General features: G+C 66.9%; 20 protein-coding genes and 3 pseudogenes. 17 read left to right on the top strand and 6 right to left on the bottom strand.

The window, feature by feature from the left end; genetic code table 11:
- Positions 1-22: 22 nt before the first annotated feature.
- The gene (locus tag H0W40_RS10010) at positions 23-571 is read right to left on the bottom strand and encodes a DUF2796 domain-containing protein (protein WP_292445777.1); all 549 of its coding nucleotides are present in this window, start codon (positions 569-571) and stop codon (positions 23-25) included.
- 551 nt (positions 572-1,122) lie between these two features.
- Here H0W40_RS10010 and H0W40_RS10015 point away from each other — a divergent pair.
- The 10 genes and pseudogenes from H0W40_RS10015 to H0W40_RS10060 all read left to right on the top strand — a co-directional run bounded on the left by H0W40_RS10015 (position 1,123) and on the right by H0W40_RS10060 (position 11,430).
- Complete coding sequence (locus H0W40_RS10015; RefSeq protein ID WP_292445778.1) at positions 1,123-1,746, top strand: putative 2OG-Fe(II) oxygenase; 624 nt, start codon at positions 1,123-1,125, stop codon at positions 1,744-1,746.
- 103 nt (positions 1,747-1,849) lie between these two features.
- Complete coding sequence (locus H0W40_RS10020; RefSeq protein ID WP_292445780.1) at positions 1,850-2,299, top strand: copper chaperone PCu(A)C; 450 nt, start codon at positions 1,850-1,852, stop codon at positions 2,297-2,299.
- Positions 2,300-2,470: 171 nt separating this feature from the next.
- On the top strand, positions 2,471-4,480 hold the full coding sequence (locus H0W40_RS10025) for a hypothetical protein (protein ID WP_292445782.1): 2,010 nt from the start codon (positions 2,471-2,473) through the stop codon (positions 4,478-4,480).
- Positions 4,481-4,575: 95 nt separating this feature from the next.
- Complete coding sequence (locus H0W40_RS10030) at positions 4,576-7,305, top strand: fused MFS/spermidine synthase (RefSeq protein WP_292445783.1); 2,730 nt, start codon at positions 4,576-4,578, stop codon at positions 7,303-7,305.
- 97 nt (positions 7,306-7,402) lie between these two features.
- Positions 7,403-8,230 carry a peptidylprolyl isomerase gene (locus tag H0W40_RS10035; RefSeq protein ID WP_292445785.1) on the top strand — a complete coding sequence of 276 codons (828 nt, stop codon included), beginning with the start codon at positions 7,403-7,405 and terminating at the stop codon, positions 8,228-8,230.
- Entirely contained in the window at positions 8,227-9,213 is a 987-nt protein-coding gene (locus H0W40_RS10040) for a HupE/UreJ family protein (protein ID WP_292445787.1), read from the top strand. The genes H0W40_RS10035 and H0W40_RS10040 overlap by 4 nt, the downstream gene beginning before the upstream one ends.
- An 11-nt stretch (positions 9,214-9,224) precedes the next feature.
- A complete protein-coding gene (locus tag H0W40_RS10045; RefSeq protein WP_292445790.1) occupies positions 9,225-10,118 on the top strand; it encodes a hypothetical protein in 894 nt (297 codons plus the stop codon).
- Positions 10,119-10,216: 98 nt separating this feature from the next.
- Positions 10,217-10,490, top strand: a pseudogene (locus H0W40_RS10050) (hypothetical protein); the annotation flags it as partial.
- A gap of 119 nt (positions 10,491-10,609) precedes the next feature.
- Entirely contained in the window at positions 10,610-11,026 is a 417-nt protein-coding gene (locus H0W40_RS10055; RefSeq protein WP_292445793.1) for an EAL domain-containing protein, read from the top strand.
- Between the two features lie 101 nt (positions 11,027-11,127).
- Positions 11,128-11,430 (top strand): hypothetical protein, encoded by a 303-nt coding sequence (locus tag H0W40_RS10060; protein WP_292445795.1) that lies wholly within the window; start codon positions 11,128-11,130, stop codon positions 11,428-11,430.
- 59 nt (positions 11,431-11,489) lie between these two features.
- On the opposite strand, the gene H0W40_RS10065 is transcribed toward H0W40_RS10060, so the two are convergent.
- Entirely contained in the window at positions 11,490-11,801 is a 312-nt protein-coding gene (locus H0W40_RS10065) for a hypothetical protein (protein WP_292445797.1), read from the bottom strand.
- Between the two features lie 312 nt (positions 11,802-12,113).
- Between H0W40_RS10065 and H0W40_RS10070 the strand changes: the two genes are divergently transcribed.
- Positions 12,114-13,676, top strand: a complete 1,563-nt coding sequence (locus H0W40_RS10070) for an ice-binding family protein (RefSeq protein ID WP_292445799.1) — start codon at positions 12,114-12,116, stop codon at positions 13,674-13,676.
- Between the two features lie 53 nt (positions 13,677-13,729).
- The gene (locus tag H0W40_RS10075) at positions 13,730-14,893 is read left to right on the top strand and encodes an outer membrane beta-barrel protein (RefSeq protein WP_292445801.1); all 1,164 of its coding nucleotides are present in this window, start codon (positions 13,730-13,732) and stop codon (positions 14,891-14,893) included.
- 461 nt (positions 14,894-15,354) lie between these two features.
- Here H0W40_RS10075 and H0W40_RS10080 read toward each other — a convergent pair whose 3' ends face one another.
- From H0W40_RS10080 to H0W40_RS10090, 3 genes and pseudogenes are all read right to left on the bottom strand, one after another.
- A complete protein-coding gene (locus tag H0W40_RS10080) occupies positions 15,355-16,242 on the bottom strand; it encodes a UDP-2,3-diacylglucosamine diphosphatase (protein ID WP_292445803.1) in 888 nt (295 codons plus the stop codon).
- A gap of 78 nt (positions 16,243-16,320) precedes the next feature.
- A pseudogene (locus tag H0W40_RS10085) lies at positions 16,321-16,632 on the bottom strand (LysR substrate-binding domain-containing protein); the annotation flags it as partial.
- A gap of 68 nt (positions 16,633-16,700) precedes the next feature.
- Positions 16,701-18,179: a CYTH and CHAD domain-containing protein gene (locus tag H0W40_RS10090; protein WP_292445805.1), complete on the bottom strand. Its 1,479-nt coding sequence runs from the start codon at positions 18,177-18,179 to the stop codon at positions 16,701-16,703.
- Between the two features lie 213 nt (positions 18,180-18,392).
- On the opposite strand from H0W40_RS10090, the gene H0W40_RS10095 reads away from it, so the two are divergent.
- The 5 genes from H0W40_RS10095 (at position 18,393) to H0W40_RS10115 (ending at position 23,402) form a co-directional block, all read left to right on the top strand.
- The gene (locus tag H0W40_RS10095) at positions 18,393-18,950 is read left to right on the top strand and encodes a phosphoglycerate mutase family protein (RefSeq protein WP_292445807.1); all 558 of its coding nucleotides are present in this window, start codon (positions 18,393-18,395) and stop codon (positions 18,948-18,950) included.
- A 532-nt stretch (positions 18,951-19,482) separates the two neighbouring features.
- Entirely contained in the window at positions 19,483-20,919 is a 1,437-nt protein-coding gene (locus H0W40_RS10100) for an MFS transporter (protein WP_292445808.1), read from the top strand.
- Positions 20,920-21,131: 212 nt separating this feature from the next.
- Positions 21,132-21,461 (top strand): hypothetical protein, encoded by a 330-nt coding sequence (locus H0W40_RS10105; RefSeq protein ID WP_367153788.1) that lies wholly within the window; start codon positions 21,132-21,134, stop codon positions 21,459-21,461.
- Between the two features lie 402 nt (positions 21,462-21,863).
- Complete coding sequence (locus H0W40_RS10110; protein WP_292445810.1) at positions 21,864-22,286, top strand: CopG family transcriptional regulator; 423 nt, start codon at positions 21,864-21,866, stop codon at positions 22,284-22,286.
- 27 nt (positions 22,287-22,313) lie between these two features.
- Positions 22,314-23,402 (top strand): PHB depolymerase family esterase, encoded by a 1,089-nt coding sequence (locus H0W40_RS10115; protein WP_292445812.1) that lies wholly within the window; start codon positions 22,314-22,316, stop codon positions 23,400-23,402.
- 142 nt (positions 23,403-23,544) lie between these two features.
- On the opposite strand, the pseudogene H0W40_RS10120 reads toward H0W40_RS10115, so the two are convergent.
- Positions 23,545-23,818 (bottom strand): annotated as a pseudogene (locus tag H0W40_RS10120) (hypothetical protein); the annotation flags it as partial.
- Positions 23,819-23,826: the final 8 nt, after the last annotated feature.

Below are 23,826 nucleotides of genomic sequence, written 5' to 3' on the forward strand. Positions count from 1 at the left end.
GGCTGGCTCGCTTCAGGGGTGCTCACCGGGCGAGTTTGAGCAGTTTCTGCGGGCGCTCGAGCGTCTGCTTCGATTGCCCCTGGGGGCCCGCCACCTGCACCTCGATGCGCTTGATGCGCTGGAAAGCATCGAACAGGCCGAGCTCGATCGAAGCGAGCTTGTCGGGCTGTGCGCAGGTGAAGACGAAGGTGGCATCGAGGTCGGCGTGCTCGGCGTCCTTTGCGCCCGCGGGCGCGGTGGATTGCAGGGCTTCGGCCTCGATGGTCGTCTTCGCGAGCGTGCACTGTGCCGCAGCGGCCGGGCGGACCAGCGACGCCCCGTCGTTCATGCGCTTCATCGCGTCATCGGCCGCCTTGCGCTGCGCGGGGGTGCGCGGGCGGTGCTCGAAGCCGAGCAGGCTGTCCAGGGGCGCTTCGAGGTCGACCGTCAGCGTCTGGGCTTCCACGGCGACGTCGAGGTTGACAAGGCCGTGCACATGGGCACTGCCTTGGGCGAGCACGGCACAAGACGCGACCAGTGCGCCCGACATCAAGCTGGTGCGCAGGAGTCTGAGGCTTCGGTTGAGGAGCATGGGCTTCTGCGGTGCTGAGCAGCGAGCGACGGCCGGTGGCGGGTGATGCGCGCCGATCCGGGTTTGCTCTTGAGGACGAGACCATGCCTCGGCGCGGCAGGCTGCGCAGAACCAGCCAGACCGCGCAGCGGAACGTGCGCAAACTCATTCGTCATCCCGTGCCCCGCCGGCAGGCGGGGCGATAGAAATCAGACGATCTCTCAGGATTGGCAAACAAGTCAATCGATAGATACCACCGCACGCGACGATGACGCGGATGCGAGTGATTCAGTGCTGGATGCTAGGCATCAAACGTGACAGCTCTGCGACAGCGCGGCTAGGTTGCATCGACACAGCTTTCACAGGGTGGCCTTACTGAAGGGCATTGCAGATGTCGTTTGGACAGCATAGGACTGTCGAGAAACCCTGAAGACTCCGACGGACGCACTTGGCGTTTCTGGCGATCAGCGCATAGCCGGCTATGCGTGCGCTGACATCGTATTGCCACGAAACGAGAAACATACTCCTCGGTTGGCCGCACCGGCCTGTTGAGGTTTCCTGCCTTTTCGCCCATGAACCAGATCGTCGGTCTGTTCCCCACACCCCTTATGCGCGCCGAGCGGCTGCTTCCGCAAGCGCTCGTGCAGATGTTGGTTGACCGGTACGCGGCCTCGGCCTCCCAGGCCAATGCGCACTCGGCGCAGCTCAATCACACCGAGATACTGGCGCTCTCTGAAAATTCGGAGCTCACGCGGGCCGGCGCCTTGATCATGCCGCGGTTGGTCGAATTCGGTGAACTGTTGTTCGGTGAGCGGCTCGCCTGGTCGATCAAGGAAATGTGGGTCAACGTGCTGCAGACGGGGGGCCAGCAGGCCATCCATAACCACGCCAACAGTTTCGTGTCCGGCGTCGTCTACCTGACGCCCTCGCATGCCTCGGCGAACACGGTGTTCGTGAAGGCGCTCGGCGGCAGCGGTTTCGTGTTCGGTAACACGCACCGACAGACCAGCAGTGGGCCGTTCAATGCCGACAAATGGGTCATGCCGGACGTCTCGCCCGGCGATCTGGTTCTCTTCCCCAGCCATGTGCTGCACGAAGTGCCGCCCAACGAGGGCGGCCAACGTATCACTCTGTCCTTCAACGCCATCCCGCAGCGGCTCGACTCCTGGGGCTACACGATCGGCTTCATCAGTTGAGCGAAGCCCTGCGCTTCATCAGCGTGTCACGCCGGCGCGGCACATTGCCAGCATGCTCCGGTCGTCGCAGCCGGTGTCTGCACCCAGCGAAGGAAGCATTTCCATGACACGCAATTCCTTGCGGCTCGCGCAGCGCAACGCCTTGGCCGCAGCCTTGTTGGCGTTTTCCTGTGCGACGTCCGCGCACGAGTACTACACCGACTCGTTCCAGATCATCCACCCCTGGACCTACACCGCGCCCGCCGGCACCAGCACGGCCGGCATCTACATGCGCATCATCGACATCAGCGCCGACGACCGCCTGCTCTCGGCCCAGACCGATATTGCAGAGAAGGTAGAGCTGCGCATTCCGCAGCGCCAAGGCGTCGACGCGTCCAAGCCCGCCGCCATCCAGCTGACCGCCGGACGCGAGCTGTCGCTGAGCACGTTCACTGCTCACCTGATGCTGCATGGCCTCAAAACACAGCTGCACCAGGGGCGCCAGTACCCGTTGCTGTTGGTGTTCGAGAAATCCGGCGAGGTCCAGGTCGACTTCGTGGTCGGCGCCCATTAGCGCGACTGTTCCCCGCCGCTCCGTTAATCGCCTCTGTCTCGAAAGCGTCACGGCACCGTCAAACGCGCTCGGTACCGTCTACGTGTGACGAAGTTCTCATCCGCGATGCAGTCGTCGGGCTTTGTGCGAGACGCGTTCACACCCCACACCCATCACGAGGAGTCGAGACCCATGAAACACCCCTTCGCCCTGCGCGAAATCAGTCTGGCCGCCGCGGCGGTCATCGGCTGCACGGCCTTGGCCGTTGGCACTGACGTCGCTACGGCTGCCGGCAAGGATCCCGGCAAGTACGTCACCGGCGACTTCCACAACCACACTACCTGCTCCGATGGCCAGATCTCGGTGCAAAAGCTCGTCAACAAATCGGTCGATACCTATGGTCTCGACTGGTTCGTGATGGCCGGCCATGGCGGCGGCGGCACCCGCAACTGTCTGCTGGTTGATGACGCGACGGTCGAGACACCGCCGAGCAATCCCTTCGTGCCTGGCCAAGGGCCGAGTACGAGTTGGGCTGACAGCATCGGCATCGACAAGCTCAAGGGAGACCGCGCCGCGCAGGGCTATATGTTCCGCTGGCAGTCGATCCAGGAGTTCCAGTACCCGGTGCTGGAGCAGATGGCAGCCATGAAGGACAAACCGATCTTCATCGGGCTGGAATCCGTCGTGCCCGGCCACGAGCACACCGATATCGCGATCATCGATGGCCAACTGCCCGCAGGCGGCGGCGGCAACGCCACGGCGATGGCGCAGTTCGAATACTGTTTCGACCGCGCCGACAACGACACCAGCCGCGGCGGCGGCCAGGGCTGGGATTGTTCAGTGCCCGGCAGCGCACTCAACGCCGAGATCGATCCGACGGCGAGGAAGCTCGTCGGGACCAACCCGCTCGAAAACTACAACAGCGGCGAGTTGGGCCACCTCAAGAGCCTCGAAGGCGTGAAGTGGAAGGCGGCCTTGTTCCCGAACACGAGTTACCACATCCCGGCCCACCTCGAGCGCGCCGGCGCGTTCAACCCGACCTCGAGCCGCGGCTTCAACGTCGAGCATCTGCGCGACTACAACAACGCCGGGCCGACCGTGGCCTTCGGCATGGAAGGCGGGCCGGGACACCAAGCGTCCGGCAACCGGGGCGGCTACGGCTCCGGCGCCATCGGCGGCGGTACCTACGGCGGCATGGGCTTCTACACCTCGCAGGTCGGTGGCGTCTGGGACGCGATGCTCGGCGAGGGCCGCAACTGGTTCATCTACAACAACTCCGACTATCACAACCGCGGCTCCTTCGGCCCCGACGATGCGCGCTCCACCAACGACCAGTACCCGGGCGAGTACAACAAGACCTACGTGCTCGCGCGCACCGGCAACGCCAAGCTCACGCCGCAAGCGATCGTCGACGGCATGCGCAGCGGCAACGCCTACTTCGTCAACGGCGACCTGATCGATCGCATGGCCTTCGCGGTCTGCACGGTCAACGGCAAGTCGCAGGGCAAGGGCTCCTATCCGCATGAGCAGCAACTTGCGCGTGCGGCAGAGCAGGGCGAAGGCTTCTTCAACCCGAACTGCGCGCAGCAGGGCGAGAAGCTGGTGATCAAGCCGGGCCAGGACGTGATGGTGTCGGTCATCGTGCGCGACCCGGAAGGCGAGAACCTGTCTCCCTATTCGTTTCCGAACCCGTCGCTGATCCAGCCGGGCGTGGGCATCAGCCAGCCGCTGAATCGCCCGGTGCTCGACCATGTGGACTTGATCGGCGGCGAGGTGACGGGCTACCGCGATCCGGCCGACCGTGAGGCCTATGCCGGCCTCATCAACTCCAAGGCCGCGACCAACCCGAGCGCTGCGCTGATGGCCACATTCAACGAGGCCAACTGGACGGCGCTGCCTGGTGGCTGGAAGCGCATGAGCTACCGCATCAGCGGCGTGCAGGCCTCCCAGTACCTGCGCTTGCGCGGCAGCAACCTGCCGCCGGCCGTGCCCTTCGAGACCGACAGCCAGGGCAATCCGTTGCTCGACCCGCTGGCCAAGGCGATCCCTTGCGCCGATGCGGCCTGCCCCGCCCACATGCCGGTGATCGATGGGCAGAAGCGCATCTCCAACGACGTGATGGCCTGGGCTGACGTGTGGTTCTACAGCAATCCGGTCTTCATCGAAGTGAAGGGCTCGACCCGCGTGGCGGGCATCAAGTAAGCCGACCCGAGACGGCAGGGCAGGCCTTCGGCCTGCCCTGCCGGATTCTTTTTGCCGGCGGCGACGCCGGCGCTTGCGTTTCTTCTGAACCTCCTGTGAACTCGTTGTCCGATCCCGCGCTGGCCACCGGCATTGCGGCGAACGCCGTGCGACCGGATCGCACGGTGGGAACGCCGGCCGCGGCGGCGCTGCTGATGGGTCTGTCCGGCTTTGCCGGCCTGGGCTACCAGATCGTCTGGACGCAGCAGTTCGGCACTTGGCTGGGTCATGAGATCGTCGCGATTCTGGCGGTGCTCGCCGCCTTCTTCGGCGGCCTCGCGCTCGGCGCCTATGCGCTAGGTCGACGCATCGCCGACAGCGCCCGCCCGTTGCGCTGGTATGCCGCGCTCGAGGCGGCGATCGGCCTGTGGGCGTTCGCGCTGAGTTTTCTGTTGGCGCCGGCGGGCTCGTTGCTGGCGGTATTGATCGGCGCCCAGCCTGCGGCAGGGTGGCACTGGACCGTGGCGTTTCTGGGCCCCTTCGTGCTGCTGCTGCCGGCGACAGCGGCGATGGGCGCTACCTTGCCGGCGATCGAGCGAGTCAGCGACCGCCTGCAGCGCGACGGCTTTGCGATCGGTGGGCTGTACGCCGCCAACACATTGGGCGCGGTGGCCGGGGTGCTGGCCAGCGCCTTCGTGCTGGTACCGTGGCTGGGATTGACGGGCAGCGCGCAGGTGTGTGCGGCGCTGAGCTTGATGTGCGCCGGGGGTGCGCTGATCTTGCTGCCGCGCCGGCCGCGCACATCGGCCCTTGCTGGCCCTGCGAAAGCGGCGACGCCGACACCGGCGCTGGCGCGAGCGCCGGCAATCGGCCCCCAACGCAGTCGCTGGCTGGCTTGGCTCGCCATCACCGGTCTGCTCGGTATCGGCTACGAAGTGGTCGCGGTGCGCGTGCTGAGCCAGGTGGCGGAGAACACCATCTACACCTTCGCACTGCTGCTGGCGGTGTACCTGCTCGGCACGGCCGCCGGGGCGGCGGCCTACCAGCGCTGGCTCGTGCGCGGATCCGACCCGGTACGGCTGTCGCACCAGTTGCTTGCAGCGCTGGCAGCTGCCTGTCTGCTCGGCACGCTGATGCTGTGGTCCGGTACGACCGCGAGAGACTTCGCGCAAGGCCTGCTCGGCGCCCGGTTGGAGCCGAGCTTCGCCACCGCCATTGCGACGGAGGCGGCGCTTGCGGTGATGGCTTTCGCCCTTCCGACCGTCGTCATGGGCGCGCTGTTCAGCCACCTGTGCGTGCAGGCAAAAGCGGCCGGATCGGGGCTCGGTGCGGCGCTGGCCGCCAACACGCTGGGCGCTGCGCTGGCGCCGGTGCTGTTCGGCGTGTTGCTGTTGCCGGCGCTCGGACCGAAGACGGTGCTGGCGCTGATCGTGCTCGGATATCTGGCACTGCTGCCGTGGGAGACATGGCGGCGTCCGACGACGTGGCTGCCGACTCTGGGAGCGGCGGCTCTGCTCGCCTTCGGCGGCCCGATCGCCTTCGTCGACGTACCGCAGGGCGGTCGGCTGCTCAGCTACCGAGACGGCGTGACGGCGGCGGTGAGCGTGGTCGAGGATGCGCAGGGCGTCGCGCGGCTGCACATCGACAACCGTCAGCAGGAAGGCAGCAGCGCCACGCGGCTGTCCGACGCGCGTCAGGCCTGGCTGCCGCTGCTGTTGCACCCGGCGCCGAAGAGCGTGCTGTTCCTCGGGCTGGGCACGGGCACCACCGCAGCGGCAGCGAGCGAGGATCGCTCGCTGGTGGTCGATGCGGTCGAACTGCTGCCGGAGGTGATCGCCGCGGCGGGCCACTTTGTTCCCATGCTCGACGTTCGCAACGACGAGCGGCCTGGCAATCTGCGCGTGCTGGCCGGTGACGCACGGCGCTACGTGCGAGCGACCGGGCCGCGTTACGACGTGGTCATCTCCGATCTGTTCCATCCGGCGCGCAGCGGTGCCGGGTCGCTGTACACCGTGGAGCACTTCGCCGCGATACGAGCGCGCCTGAGCGCCGGCGGTTTGTTCTGCCAGTGGCTGCCGCTGCACCAGCTCGATCTGGACACGTTGCGCAGCATCGTGCGCGCGTTTCTTGCGGTCTACCCCGCCGGTTCGGCGGTCCTGGCCACCCACAGCCTGGACACGCCCGTGCTCGGCCTGATCGCACGACCCGACCGGAACGGCGGCGCGCTGCAGGCGCGGCACGCTCGCCTTGCCGGGCTCGCACAGCGGCCTTTCCTGACCGGCCTGAACTTCGCCGACGACTTCGCTGTGTTCGGCAGTTTCATTGCCGGGCCCGAGTCGCTGGCGCGCTTTGCGGCCAAGGCTCCTCTCAACACGGACGACCGGCCGGTCGTCGTCTACCGCGCACCGCGAATTGCCTATGCGCCCGATTCGCAGCCGCGCGAGCGGCTGGTGTCGCTGCTGCGCGAACTTCGTTTGGAGCCGGCCGAACTGCTGGGCTCGCCCCCGGACGCGCAGTCCGAGCGCTGGCAACGGCGTCTGGCGGCGTACTGGGCGGCGCGCACCCGCTTCATCGAGGTGGGCGCGGCCGTGCGGCCGAGCGCCGACCTGCCGACGATGCTCGCTCAGGTGCGCGAGCCCTTGCTCGAATTGCTGCGTGCCAGCCCGGATTTCCGGCCTGCGTACGACCCCTTGTTCAGCATGGCGCTCGCGCTTGCACGGTCCGATGTTGCCGATGCGCGCGCATTGCTCCTGGCGCTGCAGGCGGTGCAGCCGGCGCGTCCGGAGGCCGGGCACGCACTCCGACAGCTTGACGCCGGGGTGACGCCCGCCGCACCGCCACCTTGAGTGCAACAGCCGCTATGCCGTCCCTGACCCGCCTTTCTCCTCACCCCCGGCGCGCACCGTCGCGTCGCTCTGCCACCTCGACCCAACCACTGCAACGATGACCGTCACCTCCAAAGCGTCCCTGTGGGGCCGCGCCCTGCGCGAGCCCTTGCTGCATTTCCTGGTCCTCGGCGCCATCGTCTTCGCGGTGGACTACGCCGTGGCCTCGAAAGAAGACGATCCGAGCGCCATCCGCATGAGCCGGGCGGTCGATGCAGAACTCAAGGATCTGTTCCGCGACGGTCGCGGTAAAGACCCCGGCGACGAAGAACTCGAAGCACTGCGCCAGCGCTGGCTCGACAACGAAGTCCTGTACCGGGAAGGACTGGCGCTCGGCCTCGATCGGGGCGACGAGGCGATCCGCGAGCGAGTGATTTTCAAGGCCCTCAACGTGGTGCAGTCCAACCTCGCGCTTCCCGACATCGACGATGCCGCGCTGCGTGAGTGGTTCGAGAGCCGCCGCTCCGATTACGACACGCCGGCTCGCATCGACTTCCTCGAGGCGGTGGTGCAGGGCAAGCCGACGATCGAGGAGGTTGCGGCCTTCGCCAAGGCGCTCGACACCGGCGCCGCGACCGAGATCAAGAGCGGACTGCGCGTCTTCAAGGGCCGGCCCCAGGCCTCGGTAGCGGAGAGCTTCGGTGAGGACTTCGCCGCCGCCCTGGAGCAGTTGTCGATCGGCGAGTGGCGCGCGCTGCCGAGCAAGGAAGGTCCGCGCGCCGTGCGGGTCGAAGCGCGCACGCCTGGAGCGGCGGCCGACTTCGAGGCGGTTCGAAACGAGGTGCTGCAGGACTGGAAGGACCGCAGGATGCAGGAGTTGCGCACCCAGGCCGTGCGCGAACTGGCGACGAAGTACACGCTCCTCGTTGAGGAGGATCCTCGATGAGGGCGCCGACCGCTCACGCGCTGCAGCACATGCGCTGGCTTCTCCTGCTGCTGCTCATGGCGCTAGCGTCTTTCGCGCCGCGAAGCGCTGCGGCGCATGAGCTGACGATGGCCGAGCTGAAGATGCGCGAGACCAGCAAGGGCCAGTTTCTGTGGCACTGGGGGCCGAGCAGCGACGCCACACCGATCGCAGAAGATCTGACGCCGAGGTGGCCCGACGGCTGCCGCGCCGAGTCGCAGTCGCTGCGTTGTCCGGCAGCCGGCATGGTCGGCACGCTCTCGGTCGATGGCATCGGCGAGCGTTATTCGGCGGCGATGGTGCGCATCACCTGGCTCGACGGCCGCAGCCGCGTCTACGCCATCACCGCGGCGCAGCCGAGCGTGCAGCTCTACGGCGCGGTCGACGACCGGCGCGGCCGGGGCGAGATCGTGAAGGCCTACACCGTGCTCGGCATCGAACACATCCTCGGCGGCATCGACCACCTGCTGTTCGTGGTCTGTCTGCTGTTCCTGGTCGGCTTCAACCGGCGGCTGGTGTGGACCATCACCGCTTTCACCGCCGCTCACAGCCTCACCCTGATCGGCAGCTCGCTGGGCTGGTTGACTTTGCGCTCGGGGCCGGTCGAAGCGGTGATCGCGCTGTCCATCGTGCTGATGGCCGCCGAGGCGCTGCGCCGGCAGGACACGCTGACGCGGCGCCTGCCGGCACTGGTGGCCTTCGTGTTCGGGTTGATGCATGGCCTGGGTTTCGCCGGCGCGCTCAAGGACATCGGCCTGCCCGAGAACCACCTGCCGCTGGCGCTGCTGACCTTCAACGTCGGCGTCGAGCTCGGACAGTTGCTGACGGTCCTGGCGGCCTATGCGCTGACCCGCCCCCTTGTTCGCCAGAGGTGGGCCGGGGCGCTGAACAAGCCGGTGCTGTACGTGATCGGCGTGCTGGCGGCGTACTGGTCGTGGCTGCGCGTCGCGGCGGTCGCGTTCTGATGGGCGCGCTGATGTTCCGCGCAACTAAAAACGGCCGCCTTGCCGCCGCGCTGTGCTTGGCGTTGCTGGGCGGTTGCGGCGGTGGTGAGCGCAGCGAGTCCGGCCCGGTGTGGATGCCGAGCGACGCACCGCCTTCTAGTCGGGCGATCTCCGCTGGCGTTGCCGCGAAGCGGCCGTCGCGCACGAATGAGCCGCCATCGGCCTCCCGGGCGGTGCTCGAAAGCGTCGGCGAAATCGAATTGGCGAAAGGCGGCGTTCAGCGCATTTATCGCGTGCGCTTCCGCAACGGCCCGAGCGCACAGGTCGGCGTGGTGGCGCAACTGGTTTCCGCCGGCTCCGGTGCCACGGTGATCGATGGACGCGTGGTCATCGGCGACCTTGCGCCTGGCGATGTCGTGACGCCGCACGACACCATCACCCTGCGCCATGCGAGCGACTTGATGATCGACTCGGTGGCGCTGCACTGGAAACTGACAGAAAACGGGGACGAGGATGGGGCCGCCGGAGCTCTGCTGCGTGGAGCACCCGACGAGTCGGCCGTCGCCGCACTGCGTGACTACGCGCTGTCCGCAACAGTGGCTGGCGCTGCGACAACCACCTCGCCTGGAGCCCGCCTCGACGCGGTGATCGAACGCGATGCAACCATCGAGCAGGTCAATGCGGCGCTGCGCGGCGTGCAGTCCCGCATAGCGAAGATGCGCCCGGGCAACCGCACGGTGGTGTTGCGTCTCCCCGACCTCGGAAATCACGACGCGGTGCGGGTTGTCGCCGAGCGCTTGCGCGGCTCACCGGCCTTCGAGTCGGTGTCAGTACCACCACCGGTTGCCGCCGAAAAAGCCGCAGCCTTGAGCCCACAGGCCCCGGCCGATCCGGAGCCAGACTTCAACGACCATCGCGACATCTGAGTGCAGCGCGCCGGCCACACAGGAAGGCGCGACGAGAGTCGACGGTCGAGTGGCGCATGAGTGCCATCCGCGCACTACTGCGCCGCCCACCGCTAGACCCGGCGCGCGCGCAGTTCCCGGACTACGAGCCGTTCTGGGAATTTGTCGCGGGGCCGCCGAATGTGGGTACCTTCGGGCCGGCACGCTGGACAACACCTTCGGACCGCAGGCCGTGTTCTGCAAGGCGCCGCCTGTCGGGCAGGCCAACTTGTCGCCTTACGCGAGACTGCGGCCTTCGACGAAGTCAACATCGACTCCTGCGCGAACTTCACGGTGGACCTATGCGCCTTCGGACTTGAAGTCGAGTGCGTGCGAAGAGCACTGGCGGAGTGATCGAAGAAGGAGTGCAGCGGCCGGTTGTTCCTCAACTTCAGTGCGAGCGCGCTGGCGCGCACGCTCGCCCGAGCGCGGCGGCATCGAAGCCGTCATCTCGGCCGCCGGGGACGCAGGGCGTGGCACCGTCGTGCGTGGTCATCGAGTTGACCGAGCACGAGCAGGTCCGTGATTTCGACGCCTTGCTTTCGGCATGCGCGACGCTGCGACGTCACGGCATCGGCATCGCGCTCGACGACTTTGGCGATGGCCGGTCTAGCCTGCGCTTGCGGTCGGAGCTCAAACCCGACGTGGTGAAGAGCGACAAGTACTTCCTCAAAGACCTGGCCTGTCACGGCGACAAGCTGCAGACCTTGCGGGCCCTGCTGCAGATCGCAGAGACCTGCGGCTCGCGGCGAGTCGCCGAAGGCGTCGAGGGGTCGGAGGAGTTGCGCCTCGCGCGCGGTCTGGGCATCACCTACGGGCAGGGCTGGGCACTCGGCCGTCCGGCCCCGAACCCGTCGACGCCTTGCTGCTCGAGGCCAGGGCCGTGTTGATCAGCGGCGACATCGCGGTGTTTCCCGAGCTCAAGCGTGCAAGCAACGGCGGCTACACCGCTTCGCGACTGCTGCTCGCCGCACCATAGAGCAGGCCCGACATGTCGCACGACGCGGTCTACGACATGCTGCGCGAACGCGACGCCCTGCATGCGGTGGCCGTCGTCGATAACGACAAACCGGTCGCGCTGATCTATCGCAGCCACTTCATCGCCAGCTATGCACGGCCGTATTTCAAGGAGCCTTACGGCAACAAGCCCTGCACTCAGTTCGCCTTGGCGCTCCTGACGACTCGACCGTCCTGCTCCCAGGTATGCCCCTTTTTTCGATTGCCCATGTCCTGCCGCACGACCCGCAGCGTCCGCTCGATTCGTCGCCAGCTCCTGTCACCAGACCGCCAATAGGGCGCCAACCTGGTGGGCGCAGCTCAGCCGCTGAGGGGCAAGGCCGTTGGGTCTTCGCATTAAGTACTCCGCGGGACTTCGAGACACCAGCCGGAGTTGAACCCTTCCTCGATCAACTCGCGCAGGCGCTGGTTGCCCTGACCATCCTGGTCCTGCCGGATCAGTTCACTCAGGTACCCGCTCATGTTGTCGTACCGGCCGAAGTGCACGCCCTCATCTACATAGCAGCGCAAGGCTTCCGGCAGAGCAAAGCTCCAGGTGTCCGTGCTCGTGGAGGGTTCCGACCGTTTTCGTTGCAGTGCTGGCCCTCGCCGGCTGTGCAAGCCTCGCGCCGGTGCTGAGTCGCCGAAGAACGCGACCGCGCTGATCACGAAACTTTTGAACTAGCTGCATCGCTGACTGCGCCGGCGTCTCCTGCGCTTGCGCTGTGCCGCGGTCCTGGCTGAGGAAGTCGGCCGTGGATGCGGGGGACCGCGCCGGTCTGGGGCGAGGGCCCGGTGGTCTTGTTCAAGCTCTGACAAATGCGGATCGCGTCTGTGTGTTGAGTTCCAAATCAGCAAAAGATTAATAAATCAAGATATTCAACTAAAGCGGCATTCAGTCCTCACGCTGGGCAGCGATCGACCGTACAACCTGAGTTCCACGCAAAGCGCGCGATGCGGCCAGCCCGCCCGAAAGAATCCATGAACCAGTTCCCCAGTTTCTTCAAATCAGCGCGCGCAGCCATGCCCGCACTGCTGCTCGCCTTCGTGGCCGGCTGCGGCGGCGGTGGGCTCGACCCGATCCTGGGCAGTCCGGGCGTCGGCACCGGCGCGCCGGCGGATACGACGCGCCCCACGGTGATCCTGACGGTGCCCGCCATGGGCGCCACCGACGTGGCCACGAACACCAAGATCACCGCGACCTTCAGCGAGGACATGAACGCCAGCACCGTCTCCGACGCCAGCTTCACCGTCACGAACACGACGCTGGGCACGGCAGTAGTCGGCTCGGTGGACTACTCGGTCGCAGCCAGGACGGCCACCTTCACGCCGACCACGCCCGTCACGCTGGACATCAACACCTTGTTCACCGCCACGATCACCTCAGCAGCGACCGATGCGGGCGGCAACGCGCTGGCCGGCAACACGGCGGTCGTGCCGGGCTCGGGCGACCACGTCTGGACCTTCACCACCGGTGCCGTCGCCGACAACACCGCGCCCACCGTCACGGCCGTCAGCCCGGCCGATGCGAGCACCGGCGCGTGTCTGACGAGAAGCGTCAGCGCAACCTTCAGCGAACCGATGGATGCGGCCACGATCACCGCGACGAGCGTGCGCGTCACGGACAACGGCGTGACCGTCGCCGGCACTGTGAGCTACGACGCGCCGAACCGGCTGGCCCGCTTCGTTCCCACTGACCCGGCCGGCTTCGCCGCCAGCCGCCCGTTCGTCGTCACGATCGCCTCCGGCAGCGCCGGGGTGAAGGACCTGGCGGGCAACGCGTTGGCCGCGGACCGCGTCTGGGGCTTCACGACCGGCACGCAGCCCTGCGCGAGTGCGGTCAACCTGCGCACGGCCGCATCGTTCGGCGTCTTCGGCGGCGGCGCCGGCGTCACCAACCAGGGCATCAACACGGTCGTCGGCGGCAACCTGGGCACGACGGCGGCCTGCACGCTGATCACCGGCCTGCATGACGCCGAGAACGTCTACACGGAAACGCCGCTGAACATCGGCGCAGTCAACGGCAGCATCTACTGTGCCCCGCCCGCGCCGGGAACCACCACCACCGAGGCCATCGCCGCGCAGGCCCGCGCCGATGCGCTGTCGGCCTACAACGACTTGGCCGCCCTGCCGCCCGGAGGCGACCCGGGCGCCGGCCAGCTCGGCGGCCTGGTGCTGCCCCCTGCCGTCTATACCTCCGCCGGCGGCACCTTCGACATCACCAGTGGCGACCTGACCCTGGACGCGCAGGGCGATCCCGACGCGGTGTGGGTGTTCCAGAGTGCGTCCGCATTGACCGTGGGCCTGAGCGCCATCCCGCGCAGCGTGCTGCTGATCAACGGCGCGCGGGCCGCCAACGTGTTCTGGCAAGTCGGCAGCGCGGCGCGCATCGAAGACCGCAGCACCATGGTGGGCACCATCATCGCGCCGGCCGGCGTCACGATCTCGACGGCCGGCCAGACGGCCCAGACCACCCTGACCGGGCGCGCCCTCGGCCTGACGGCCTCGGTGACCCTGGTCAACACCACCATCGTCGCGCCATGAGCCGGGCCGCACGTGCCCCGCTTCGACGCCCCGAGACTGTCTGAAAGAACGAGATGAAGAGAAAAATCCATGCATTGCGCCTGTTGAGTGTTGCAGGACTCGGCACGCTCCTCGCCGCCTCGTCCTTCGCCCAGGAGGGCGGCCACTTCTACGGCGGGCTCTCGGTCGGCCAGTCGCGCGCGAAGATCGACGAGGAGCGCATCACCGACCGGCTGTTCTCCGCGGGCCTGAGCACCACGGATATGCGCCGCGACGAGCGCGACACGGCGTACAAGCTGTTCGGCGGCTACCAGTTCAACCGGCACTTCGCGCTCGAGGCGGGCTACTTCAAGCTAGGCACTTTCGGGTTCCGCTCGACCACCACGCCGGCGGGCACGCTGGACGGCGAGATCAAGCTGCAGGGTGTGAACCTCGACCTGGTCGGCACGCTGCCGCTGACCGAACGCTGGTCGGCCCTCGCGCGGGTGGGCGTGCAGCATGCGAAGGCGCGCGACAGCTTCAGCGGCAGCGGGGCCGTCAGCGTGAGCGACGCGAACCCGAGCAAGCGCGACACCAACTACAAGATCGGCGCCGGCCTGCAGTACGCCTTCAGCCCCTCGTTCCTGATGCGCGCCGAAGTCGAGCGCTACCGCATCAACGACGCGGTCGGCAATGACGGCGACATCAACCTGGTCTCCCTGAGCGTGGTGTTCCCGTTCGGCCGCGCGCCGGCGCCTGCGCCGCGCCTTGCGGCAGCGCCTGCCTACGTCCCGCCGGCGCCCATTGCGGCGCCCACGCCGGCCGCAGTGGCCCCGGCTGCGCCGGCGCCTGCGGTCATCGCGGCGGCTCCGGTCCCGCGGCGCGTGAGCTTCTCGGCCGATTCGCTGTTCGCGTTCGACCAGTCGGGCGTCAGGGCCGAAGGCAGGACTGAGCTCGACCGGTTCCTCAGGGATATGCGGGGCAGCGAGTTCGACGTGATCACCGTCGAGGGTCACACCGACCGGCTGGGCTCGCCCGCCTACAACCAGAAGCTGTCCTTCCAGCGCGCCGAAGCGGTCAAGGCCTACCTCTTCGCAGCGGGCGGGTTGCCCGCCGCGAAGATCTCGGCGGTCGGGAAAAGCGAGTCCGCTCCGCTCACCAAGACCGGCGACTGCAAGGGCAGCCGGGCCAGCGCGCAGTTGATCGCCTGCCTGCAACCCGACCGCCGCGTCGAAGTGGAGGTCACAGGCACGCGGTGATAACAGCGGGGCTGCGAGCCCAATCCGGCAAGCGCAAGGTGCCCCCGACCGCGGGGCCCGCCGCCCCGGACGAATCGGGCGATTCCGGCTCTGAGTAAGGGATCGGATCGAAACCGCCAACTTCTACAGAGCCGATGGAGATCGGCTCATTTTTCTTGGCGACCGGTGAGCTGGCCTGTTTATCGGCTTGATGCCGTCGATCAGGCGACGGGTGGCTTCAGGTCAAGGTGGCATCGCGGGCCTTGGATCAGGCTCAATTCCCGAGCGGCGCGCCGAGTAATGCGGGCGCTAAAGCACTTCTCAACGCGTGGAGGGTGGTGTGGACTTGGCCAGCGTCGACAGGACCAGTCGCGCCTCGTCGAGCCGTTCGGCTTCCTCGAGACTACGCAAAGCAGATCGACCGCGTTTCTCGCGCGACTGAGGACGTTGCGTATATGCCGGCGTGCGACACGCGCCGCTGGTCAAGGTCGGACCGTCTGCGTGACAACGCCGCCTGTCGCGGCCGGTGCTTTGCCCGGCGAAGCCGACGGGGACGGACGCCCGACCGGCTCAGGCCGGTAGACACGTGCTCTGGCCAGTGCGCTGCAGTCGAGGATCTCCAGGCGCCCGTCGAGGTGCTCGACGAGGGCTGTGAGACTCTCGACCCAATCGCCGTCGTTGCAATAGAGGATCCCGTCGATATCGCGCATCTCGGCGTGATGAATGTGGCCGCAGACCACGCCTTGCACACCCCGTTTGCGCGCTTCCCGCGCCACTGCGGCTTCGAAGTCCCCGACGTAACTGACGGCGCGCTTGACCTTCGATTTCAGGTAACCCGACAGGCTCCAGTACGGCCGGCCTGTCCGAGCGCGCAGCACGTTTAACCAGCGGTTGAGCTTCAGCGAGAACTCGTAGGCGCTGTCTCCGACATGAGCCAGCCACTTGGCACGCTGGATCACGCCATCGAACAAGTCGCCGTGTGTGACCCACAGACGACGGCCGTCGGCCAGTACGTGCACGCAGTCCTCGACCACGTCCACGCCGCCGAAGTTGTGCGACACGTAGCGCCGCGCGAATTCGTCATGGTTGCCGGGCACGAACACCACCCGCGTTCCCTTGCGCGCCTTTCGCAAAAGTTTTTGCACTACATCGTTGTGTGACTGGGGCCAGTACCAACTGCGCCTGAGTTGCCAGCCATCGACGATGTCGCCGACCAGGTAGAGCGTCTGACATTCGATCGAGCGCAGAAAGTCCAGCAGCGCAGGGGCCTGGCATCCGGGAGTGCCGAGGTGGACATCGGAAATCCAGATCGTTCGCACGCGTGGCGGCTGTCCGCTGCTTCGCTGCGTGCCCGATGGCTGTTCCTGCATGGACCGGCATGTTCTCTGCTCGAGGTGACTGTGTCATGACGTGTCGAGCCGCTGAGCGCAACGTGATCGGAGAGGCAGTCAGTCGTCCCGCAAGTGTGGCTCCAGCACCTGCGCCAGCCACTCCATCAGCGCCTGCACCCGCTTGGCCAGATTGCGACGGTTCGCGTACAGCAAGGACACCGGCATCGGCTTGCCGGTGTGCTCGGGCAGCACTTCGACGAGTTCACCCAACGCGACGAGCCGGCGCACGCCGAGCGCCGGCACCTGGATCAGTCCCAGTCCCGCCAGGCAGGCCGCCTGGTACGCGTCGGAGTTGTTCGCGGTGACGGTGCCTTGCATCAGACCGTCTGCACAAGGTGCCGCTTCTAGCCATGGGGTCCGACCCCCTCGCCGTTCGGGCCTTGCTGCGTAACAGCAAGTCCCCGCAGTACGGGTCGTTCAAGTCGACGTCGATGCCTTCAGTGGCGCCAGAAGCGCGAGGCACCGGCCACCGCCTTGAGCGCTCGTCGGCAATCCTTCGCAGTGGCAGCACTGTGCGCCTCGAGGAAACCGACGGCGAACAACGCGTTCGCGTCCGTGTGCGCAAGCGCCTTGAAGCGCTCCAGCGCCACGAGCGCATCGTTGTGCGCACCGAGGGCGTCTTGCGCGGGACGCAGCCGCTCGATGTAGCGCCTGAAGGGCTTGCCGCCGAACAGTGTCTGAACGAATTCGCTCAAGTACCTCAGGCGCTTGAGCCGCTTGCGGACCTTGTGCTGGTCGAGCGCCTCGAGCCGCTCGAAGCGCTTGCCTTCCTTCACCACCTGCTTGTGGAGCTTGCCGAGCCGCCGCACGATGTGCTCCATCGCGCGCTCGGGCGCCGGGGCATCCGGCTCGGATTCCGTGCGTCCGGCAAAAGCCATCAGGTCGAGCAGCACCGTTTGGAACGGCACCGCCCGGACCGCCTCCGGCGGCTTCACCTTGGACGCCGACCCCTTCCATTCGACCAGCGGCGCAGCAGCGGCTTCCAGCAAGGGGCGCACTGCGTTTACGACGGCTTCGTCGTCGCGAAACTCGCCGAGCAGCGCGAAGGTGTGCGCCAGCGGATCTTCCCAGGCTGCATCGACGCCGGGCGACAGCGTACCCAGCTCGCGCAGCGCTGTGCGCAATCGGCGCAGGCCGACGCGCAGTTGGTGGATGTGGTGCTCGTCCAGGCTGCCGGCCGCCACTTCGCTGGCGTTGGCAAGAACTTGCCGCAGGCAGGCCTGCAGCACCGCACGCAGCAGCGCGTCGCCGCTCATCTTCTCGTGCAGCTTCGGCTCTTCGGCGCGCACCGCCGCGCCGCAGGCCTGGCCGCTCGCCAGCCGGGCCCCGCGATCGGCCTTCGACACGGTGCTGAGCCACAGCCCCCCGAAGCCGACACACGCCTTTGCGAGCTCGAACATGGGCGCCGGATCGCCCGCCTTGAGTTCGATCTCCAACTCCATGACCGACTGCGAAGCCTTGCCGGCCGCCAGCGTGCCCTCGTCCAGCGCCAACTCGACTTGAGACTCGTCGATGCGAATGGCCAGCGCCCGACGCGACACGTCCGCACGGTGCACCTCGACGAGGGCTTCGATCGGCCCGCTCCCGTCGAGGACTGCGGCCAGCGCCGCACCGGCCTGAGAGCCATCGTGCAGGCTCGCATCGACGATGGGGACCGCATCCTCGGCCGTGCTCAACTCGACGTTGTGCTCCAGGCGATGTATGGCGCTGTCGCCCGCGGCCTTGAGCGTCTGCACCCAGCGCCGACCCTCCTTGCGCAGACGCAGCGAAAGTTTGTGCTGTGCGAGCAAGCCCGCTGCCGTGTCGAAGTAAATCGCCTGCAGGCGTATGTGCCGTCCGCCGCGGCGCCGCACGTCTGCTTCAAGTGATGCCTGCGCCTCGGGTGGCACCCCAAACTTCAGTTCCAGTTCACCCATAAGGCCTCGCCATACTTCGATCTCGCAGCCCAGGCGGATCGAAACGGAGGATAAGCCTCTGTTCGCATGCGCGTTGAGAGCCGGTCATCTTGCCATCTCTCCCTGATACATGGCAACGAGGCGAAAGGCTCTCGCCGTCTGTGCATTCAGACGCGCATCGGGTGCGCTGCTTGCTGCGCCGACGAACCACAGGACGCACAAGGAGACCTCTGCATGGCAGCCCGAACCATCATGGTGATCCGGCACGCCGAGAAGCCGGATCGGGCGTCGGGCATTGGCGGTGTGCGCGCGGACGGCGCTGCAGACCCGCAGGAGCTTTCGGTCAGAGGCTGGCAGCGAGCCGGCGCGTTGGTTCGATTCTTCGCGCCGGTCAGCGGTCAGCCGGTTCTTTCCGGGCTGCAACGGCCGCAGGCCATCTTTGCCGCATCTGCCAAGGGCAAGAGCACTCGGCCGCTGAGCACCGTCGGGCCGCTCGCAGCGGCACTCGGATTGACGGTTCATGACGAGTTCTCCTCCGAATCAGGCGTCCCGGAAATGATCGCTGGGGCTCGAGCATCACCCGGACCCGTGCTGATCTGCTGGAGGCACGGCTCGATTCCATCGATCGCGCGGTCGCTCGTCGGGCCGACCTGTGCGCCGAGCCAATGGAGCATCGACCGCTTCGATCTTGTGTGGCTCTTCCAAACCAAAAACGACGCCTGGACGTTCGAGCAACTGCCGCAACTCCTGCTCGCAGGCGATCGATCGGAACCGATCCCCGACGGGCGATGATCAGGTACCCCTCGCCACCCAAACGATTCTTCCGGCGCCCCATCCGAGCGCGGACGCAAGCCGTGACGCGGTCTCCAGTCCCTGAAAGCGACAGGCGCTCTGGTCATGCCGAGGCGACGATGCGGTAGACCCGCATGCCCGAGTCGCCGGCCGGAAGCGCCACGCCTGTATAGGCGCTTTGACCGACCACGAGGCACCCGTAACCCGCGTCTTCGAGCTCCGACCGTGGAAACTTGTCGTCGGTAGTCTCAATCTCCTGTAGTGCCACGACATCGGGCTGCGTGGCCCCGTCTCGGGCAGCGCGAACACGCGCGCCTCCGGCATCAGCAGCGCCACGTCGCGCGCGATGTTCGCCGGCCCGCAATGCCCATCCGCCATGAGGCTTGCCAGGCCTCGGAGCTACTTGGTGCCAGTGTCCGCGGGCACAACGGCTGCTTAGGGCAGCCCATGCGTCTTGTGCGCGCAGCCTTCCCCCATGCACCTTCGTCCTGTCGCATCCGTCTCCGCTCAAGAGCTTGCGGTCGCAAAAAGCATGCTCGTCGCCGATGCGGCCTGGGCGAGCCTGACGGGCGCGCTCTCGGGCGGCGTGGTTCTGCTCGCCTTCGCTTTGGCGCTCGGTGCAGGCCCGCTCGTCGTGGGGCTGCTCGCCGCGATCCCGTTCCTCACCCAGGTGTTCCAGCTGCCTGCCCTCGCGTTGGTCGAGCGAGTGCGCCAGCGCAAGAGGATCGGCGTCATCGGACTCACGATCGCGCGCGCCCTGATCCTGCTGCTGGCGCTGCTGCCTTTCATGCCGGTGGGAGACGGTCGCCAGCTGGCGCTGCTCATCACCGCGCACCTGCTGATCTCGGCGCTGGGCTCGATCGCCTCCTGCGCCATCAATTCCTGGTTCCACCAGTTGCTGCCGCCGGACGTGCTCGGCGTCTTCTTCGCGCGACGGCTGCTCTTGGCCACCGCGCTGGCCTGCGTGGGCACGCTGGCCGCCGGTCTGCTCGTGGATCACCTGCCGTTCGGCAACCCGCTGCACGCCTACGCCATCGCGTTTGCGGCAGCCGGCATCGCCGGCTTCGCCAGTTCGTTTTACCTGGCGCGCTCGCCCGAGCCGCAGATGCACGACGCGGGGCCGCCGGCATCGCTTGTGCAGCGGCTCAGGGTGCCGCTTCAAGACGCCAACTTCCGCAGCCTGCTGGTCCTGCTCGGCGCCTGGAACCTCGCAAGCAACCTGGCGGCGCCCTTTCTCACGGTCTACCTGCTCCAACAGCTCGGCTATTCATTGACCGTGGTGACCACGCTGTGGGTCACCAGCCAGCTCGCCAATGCCTTGACGTTGCTGGTGTGGGGTCGGGTGTCCGACCGGCTCTCGAACAAGGCGGTTCTCGTCGTCGCCTTGCCGGCCTACTTCGCGTGCATGGCCGGTCTGGTTTTTACCCGCGTCGGAGAGCCCTATGGGCTACAGCTTGCGCTGCTCTATCTGCTGCATGTCGTGATGGGAGCGGCCAGCGGAGGCATCGCGCTGGCCACCGGCAACCTCGGGCTGAAATTGGCGCCACAGGGGCAGGGCACGGCCTATCTGGCCGCCATCGGGCTGATTTGCGCCTTCGCCGGCGGCTTGGCGCCCCTGGCCGGCGGAGCCATCGCCCAATGGTTCGAACTCAGTCAGTTGTCGGTCGTCGTGCGCTGGGTCTCGCCGATGCGCGAGGACGAGGTGTCGCTGCTGCGTTTTTCCCACATGGAGTTCCTGTTCGCCTTGTCGGCTCTTCTCGGGTTGTACGTGCTGCATGCCCTGTCCCGTGTGCGCGAAGGCGACGAGGTCAGTGAGCGGCAGGTTGTGCAGGAACTGGCACTCGAGGCCTTGCGCACGGTGAATCACCTGTCGTCCGTGGGCGGCTTGCTCGGCAGCCTTGTCTCGTTCGAGCGACTTTCGGAACGCCGCATGTTCAGCCGGCTGCGAAGGAAACCGCCCGCGTCCTGAAGCGCATCGGCGCAGCCGTCGGCGCCCGGAGCTTCACTGTGGCGTTTGCCCCGGGACGAGCAGCGGCACGACGGCTCCCTACGGCTGTTTTCGGATGCAGCGGGCAACGGAGGGAAGCCGCATCCCTCGCCTGCGGGCGTCAGATCCGTCAGCTCACAGCAGGTCGGGTTGTTCGACTCGGTAGCGGGGGGCTTTCGGTACGCGAGGCACCAGTGCGGCGTCGCCGAGTCGACGCGGCGCCGCCGACCGAAAGCGGCATGGCCGGCTCGATGCCGAGGGAGGAGATCGTCTGGGACTACGCGTCGCTCGGACTGACGCTGAGGCGGCATCCTCTCGCCCGCTCAGGCCCATGCTGGCCAAGCGTGGGCGTGATGAGCTACGAGGAGCTCAAGGACTTGCCCGATGGGCGCTTGGTGACGGCCTGCGGCATCGTCACGCTTCGACAGCAGCCGGACACGGCCAACGGGACGATCGTCGTGTCGTTGGAAGACGAGACCGGCGCGGTGCAGGTGATCGTGTGGAAAAGCTTGCGCGACGAGTAGCGGCAGGTGCTGCTGGGGCCAGCGGCTGCTGGCGGTCGACGGTAAGTGGCAGCGGAAAGGGGAAGTGCGCAACCTGATCGCGAGGAAGCTTCGGCGGCAACAGTCGCCAGGGCGATGCTCTCGAAGGCGGCGAACTGAAGCTCCCGACCTGTTGCGGACGGCCACGCCTTTAATCTGCGGCTACCTCAACCAGCTGTAGTCGAGCCGACGCTTCGAGCGCGAAGCGCAGCGGAACGTAGAGCTGATGTGGCTGACGCGACGGCATCCGGGTGCCCTCGTGACCAACCGTGAGCACGGCGTGATCAGTGGGCCAACGCCGAGGCTTGCAGCATCCCACGGTCAAGTCCAGGCGAAATCATCAACGCTGCAAGCCATCTACTTGGATGGTGCTAGGATGGTGCCATGCCAGCCCGAAGCGCCACCTTGAACCGGACCGCGAAAGCGGTGGACGAGAAGATCACCATCAACCTGGGTCACGTCGATCTTGGCCAGGTCGACCTGCTCGTACAAGAAGGTTTCTATGCCAACCGCAGCGACTTGATCCGCACGGCGATCCGCAATCAGCTCGTGGCACATGGCGAGGCCGTGCGTCAGGTTGTCTCGCGCAAGGCGCTCGTACTCGGGATTCATCACTACACGGCGGCCGATTTGCGGGCCGTGGAGGCCGCAGGCCAAACCTTGCAGATCAAGGTTCTCGGACTTGCTTCGATTGCTTCTGACGTCACTCCGGCGCTCGCGCTGGCCACCATCGAATCGCTGACGGTACTGGGCGCGCTCCATGCCAGCACAGCCGTCAAGGCCGCCCTCGCTCAGCGCATCTCCTGATCCTCAGCAACTACCGAACCCACCCAAATGAACACGACACTCCAAAGCATGATGAATGAGGCCGCCCGGTTGACCCGCTCGGGCGATCTGCAAGCGGCCACGGCCGCTATCCAGGCTGCCCTTGCAGGCAGCAGCACGTTCGGCTTCACTCCGCCCGGCGACGGCAATGCTGCGACCCAGGGCGATAAGGGTTGGGTCATCGATATGGAACCCGTCAGCCCCCGAAGCGCCCCGCCAGGGGAGGCGCACACGCGGGCGCCGAGCGCCGAACTTCCTGTCGGCGGCCGCTTCGAAAGCGGCAGGTTCACCGAGGCGGCAGGCACTCGCGACTACAAGCTCTACATACCGCCGGGAGCAGGCGAACGCGCTCTGCCTTTGGTCGTGATGCTGCACGGGTGCACGCAGAATCCGGACGACTTTGCCGCAGGCACAGGGATGAACGAGGCAGTACTTGCCCAAGGCTTTTTCGTGCTGTACCCGGCGCAGTCCCAGAAGGTCAATCCTCAGCGCTGCTGGAACTGGTTCAAGCACAGCCATCAGCAGCGCGGGCGCGGCGAACCGGCACTGTTGGCTGGCATGACGCGCGAAGTGATGTCGAATCAGCTGATCGATCCGCAGCGCGTCTTCGTGGCCGGGTTGTCAGCCGGTGGCGCCATGGCGGCCATCCTCGGGGAGACCTATCCGGAGCTCTTCGCCGCCGTGGGTGTGCATTCCGGCCTTGCGGCCGGTGCAGCTTCGGACCTTCCGTCGGCCCTGGCGGCAATGAAGGGTGCCGGCGCGAAGGCCCGCGGCGCTGCCTCAGGTGTCCCGACGATCGTCTTTCATGGCGATGCCGACACCACCGTGCACCCGAGCAACGGCGAGCAGGTCATCGCAGCCAGCGCGGATGCGGCAGCCAGAGTTGAAGTCGAGCAGGTCGAAGGCCGGTCCGGCACTCGACGCATCCACCGCACGGCAGACGGTCGCGTGGTCGCGGAGCACTGGGTAGTGCATGGCGCGCCGCACGCCTGGTCTGGCGGGAGCGCCAGGGGCTCCTACACGTACGGGCGCGGCCCGGACGCCAGCGCCGAGATGCTGCGGTTCTTTTTCGAACATCCTCGCCGCACGGCGCATTGAACCGCGCACCGCGTTTCGGGCGCGGTCGGCACGGAAAAGCCGGCACGTCCGGAGAGGTCGAGGGCGAGGCGCTCATGGCGGGCCGGCAAACGCGGAAGTTACGACCAGCACGGCACATATCGGTGGTTCCGGGCAATCTGCTTTATCGAAGCTCGATCCATGCGGGAGCATGGTCGCTCGGATCGGGAAGTTCCCGCACTTCCCGATCGACGCCCGCTGCTACCAGTCGCGGGCTCATGGCCGCGCTCAACAGCAGTCGGTCGATGCGAAGCCCGGCATTGCGTTGCCAACGGTTGCGTTGGTAGTCCCGGAAGGTGAAGACCGGATCTCGCGGATACGTCTTGCGGAGCGCATCGGTCCACCCAGGCGAGCTTGTAGTCGAATTTCGGTCCCGGACAGCGGTTGCCGTTCGGCAAAAGCGCAT

Origin of the sequence: Methylibium sp., from assembly GCF_013817345.1 — a bacterium.
In the GTDB taxonomy this organism is placed as follows: domain Bacteria; phylum Pseudomonadota; class Gammaproteobacteria; order Burkholderiales; family Burkholderiaceae_C; genus Methylibium.